This is a genomic window from Actinosynnema sp., from assembly GCF_052038725.1.
This window is the reverse complement of sequence record NZ_JBQGCX010000108.1, coordinates 1-3,585: the sequence shown is the minus strand read 5'-3', so window position 1 is coordinate 3,585 and position 3,585 is coordinate 1. Positions and strand designations below refer to the sequence as shown.

At 73.3% G+C, this 3,585-nt stretch carries 3 protein-coding genes; 2 read left to right on the top strand and 1 reads right to left on the bottom strand.

What is annotated here, in order from left to right:
- Window positions 1-298: 298 nt before the first annotated feature.
- Window positions 299-1,912, top strand: a complete 1,614-nt coding sequence (cimA, locus tag ACTUAL_RS02120; protein WP_096496672.1) for a citramalate synthase — start codon at window positions 299-301, stop codon at window positions 1,910-1,912.
- Between the two features lie 45 nt (window positions 1,913-1,957).
- Here cimA and ACTUAL_RS02115 read toward each other — a convergent pair whose 3' ends face one another.
- Complete coding sequence (locus tag ACTUAL_RS02115) at window positions 1,958-2,611, bottom strand: hypothetical protein (RefSeq protein ID WP_440899074.1); 654 nt, start codon at window positions 2,609-2,611, stop codon at window positions 1,958-1,960.
- A gap of 56 nt (window positions 2,612-2,667) precedes the next feature.
- Here ACTUAL_RS02115 and ACTUAL_RS02110 point away from each other — a divergent pair, with 56 nt between their 5' ends.
- Entirely contained in the window at window positions 2,668-3,438 is a 771-nt protein-coding gene (locus ACTUAL_RS02110) for a fumarylacetoacetate hydrolase family protein (protein WP_096498066.1), read from the top strand.
- Window positions 3,439-3,585 lie beyond the last annotated feature (147 nt).

Below are 3,585 nucleotides of genomic sequence, written 5' to 3'. Positions count from 1 at the left end.
CGACCGGCCACCCCGCCGCCCGTCCGGGTGACCCCCTCGCACCCGCCACCCGCCCCCGACCTGCGAACGAGCGATCGCGTAACCCACCTGGTGGGAAACTCCGCCCGGAGCTTGGTACGCCCCCGCGGCCTGTGGCACCATGCGGGCATGGCTGTCCACGTCGCCGTGATTATCGAGCAGCGCGCCGGTTGAGTGCCCCGAGCACCCGCCACCGGCGCGCAGACCTCTCGCATCCCAGCGGGGGGTCTTTTTGTTTTCTCGACAAACCCGACCAAGCCCGCCCGCAGGAGAACACACCGTGACCACGCTCGGCGATAGCTTCCACGTCTACGACACCACCCTCCGGGACGGCGCACAGCGCGAGGGCATCACCTACTCCGTCACCGACAAGCTCCAGGTGGCGCGCCTGCTGGACGGGCTGGGCGTCGGCTTCATCGAGGGCGGCTGGCCGGGCGCGATGCCCAAGGACACCGAGTTCTTCGCCCGCGCGGCCTCCGGCGAGCTGGAGCTGGCCAACGCCCAGCTGGTCGCGTTCGGCGCCACCCGCAAGGCGGGCGTGAAGGTCCAGGACGACCCGCAGGTGCGCGCCCTGCTCGACTCCGGCGCCCCCGTGGTCACCCTGGTGGCCAAGTCGGACCTGCGGCACGTGGAGCGCGCCCTGCGCACCGACGCCGCCGAGAACCTCGCCATGGTCCACGACACCGTCAAGCACCTGGTGGACAACGGCCGCCGGGTGTTCCTGGACGCCGAGCACTTCTTCGACGGCTTCGCGCACGACCCGGACACCGCGCTGCGCGTGCTGGAGGCGGGCGTCACCGGCGGGGCCGACGTGGTGGTGCTGTGCGACACCAACGGCGGCCAGCTGCCGCTCGGCCTGGCCGAGGTGGTCGCCGACGTCCTCGCCCGCACCGGCTTCCGGGTCGGCATCCACTGCCAGGACGACACGTCCTGCGCCGTGGCGAACACCCTCGCGGCCGTGCAGGCGGGCGCGACGCACGTCCAGTGCACCGCGAACGGGTACGGCGAGCGGGCGGGCAACGCCGACCTGTTCGCCGTGGTCGGCAACCTGGTCACCAAGCTGGGGATGCCGGTCCTGCCGGAGGGGGCCGTGGGGGAGCTCACCCGCGTCTCGCACGCCCTCGCCGAGATCGCCAACATCGCACCCGACACCCACCAGGCCTACGTCGGGTCGTCGGCCTTCGCCCACAAGGCGGGCCTGCACGCGAGCGCGATCAAGGTCGACCCCCTGCTGTACAACCACATCGACCCGGAGGTGGTCGGCAACGGCATGAAGATCCTGGTCACCGAGATGGCCGGGCGGGCGAGCCTGGAGCTGAAGGGGCGGGAGCTGGGCGTGGACCTCGCGGCCAACCCCGAGGCCCTGACCAGCGCCGTCCGCAAGGTCAAGGAGCTGGAGGCGGGCGGCTGGTCGTTCGAGGCGGCCGACGCGTCGCTGGAGCTGCTGCTGCGCGACGAGCTGTCCGAACTGGACGCCCCGCCGTTCACCCTGGAGTCCTACCGCGTCGTGCTCGACCACCGCTCGGACGGCGAGATCGTCTCCGAGGCGACGGTGAAGGTGCACGTGGGCGGCGAGCGGGTGATCGCCACGGCGGAGGGCAACGGCCCGGTGCACGCGCTGGACGGGGCCCTGCGCAAGGCGCTGCTGCCGCACCTGTCCTGGTTGGACGCGGTGAAGCTCAACGACTACAAGGTCCGCATCCTGTCCGGTGACGGGCGGGACGCGGACGGCGCAGGCGGCACCGAGGCGGTGACGCGGGTGCTGGTGAACTCGACCGACGGCGAGCGCGAGTGGACCACGGTCGGGGTGCACGGCAACATCGTCGAGGCGAGCTGGCTGGCGCTGTGCGACGCGCTGGCGCACAAGGCCGCGCACGCGTCCGCGCTGGTCTGAGCCGTGGGACGGGGGCGGCGCCGACCGGGCCGCCCCCTCCCGGCGCTACAGCGCCAGCCGCAGCCCGCCCGAGGCGAGCAGCGGCGCGATCGGCAGGAAGTACACCGAGCACCCGGCGCCGCCGAGCACGTGCCCCACGGCGAGCGACCCGTCGACCACCGGCGCCCAGTCCCACGGCCCGCTCGCGCACACCCGCACCTCGGACAGCCCGGTCACGGTCCCCCCGGCCCAGTTCACCGTCCGGTTCAGCGCCACCACCGGCCCGCACAGCGTTCCGCCGACCCGGCTGAGCACGCACACCCGCCTGCCGATCCCGGCCGCCGTCGCGCCGGTGATCCGGGTCCCGGTGTGCTGCACCACGGGCACCCTGGTGACGGTCACCCCCTGGACCTGCCTGGCCAGCACCACTCTGCCGCTGGCCTGCGTGATCCGGGCGATCGTCTCGCCCTCGGCGCTCCGGACGGCCACGCCGATCGGGTTCACCCCCTGCGCCCTCGGCACGCAGTCGGGCGGCAGCAGCAGGTGGTCCTCGACGTTGAAGCCGTTGGCGCACTGCTCGTCCGAGGCCAACCGGACGGTCGTGCCGATCTGCAGCGTGGTCGCCGCGGCGGCCGGGCTCGCGGCGAGCAGCAGGAGCACTGCGATCAGCAGGGCTGACCGGGCGGGGGAGCGGAGGCGGGGTCCGCGCAGGGGTTCCATGAGCCGACGCTAGGCGGGGCGGGCACCCGCGCCCACCGCCGGTTAGGGTGAACTCCGTGCGCATCGCCCGTATCGCCCAGCCAGACGGTCTCGCCTTCGCCGCCATCGAGGGGGAGGGCGACGACCTGGTCGCGGCTGAGATCGCCGACGAGCCGTTCGGCAAGCCGACCTTCACCGGTCGCCGCTGGCCGCTGGCCGACGTCCGCCTGCTGGCCCCGTTCCTCCCGCCCAAGATCGTCTGCGTCGGCCGCAACTACGCCGACCACGCCGCCGAGCTGGGCAACGAGGTCCCGGCCGAGCCGCTGATCTTCCTCAAGCCCAACACCACCGTCGTCGGCCCGAACGCCGAGATCCGCCTCCCGGCCGCCTCCGAGCGCGTCGAGTTCGAGGGCGAGCTGGCCGTGGTCATCGGCGTCGGCGGCCGGGACATCCCGGTCGAGCGCGCCATGGGCTCGGTCCTCGGCTACACCATCGCCAACGACGTCACCGCCCGCGACATCCAGCGCTCCGAGGTGCAGTTCACCCGCGCCAAGAGCTACGACACGTTCTGCCCGCTGGGCCCGTGGGTGGAGACCGAGTTCGACCCCACCGACGTCGCGATCCGCACCGAGCTGGACGGCGAGGTGAAGCAGGACGGCCGCACCTCCCAGCTGGTGCACGACATCCCGGCGCTGATCTCGTTCATCTCCACGGTGATGACCCTGCGCCCGCTGGACGTCATCCTCACCGGCACCCCGGCGGGCGTCGGCCCGATGCGGCCGGGGCAGCGCGTCTCGGTGACCATCGACGGCCTCGGCACGCTCACCAACACCGCCGCCGCGCGCTGACCCCCTGTCACCGAGCGGAAAAGGGGAACGCCCCCGGTCCACTCCGGACCGGGGGCGCCCCCGTCCCCGGAGCCGCACCAGTGCGGGTCCGGCCTACCTGGTGTCGATCGGGCTGCGGCCGGAGCCGACGCCGGGGTTCGCGAGGCG

Excerpts from the sequence above, each read along its gene's own strand:
- ACTUAL_RS02115 (WP_440899074.1), bottom strand. The coding sequence starts at position 2,611 with ATGGAACCCCTGCGCGGACCCCGCCTCCGCTCCCCCGCCCGGTCAGCC.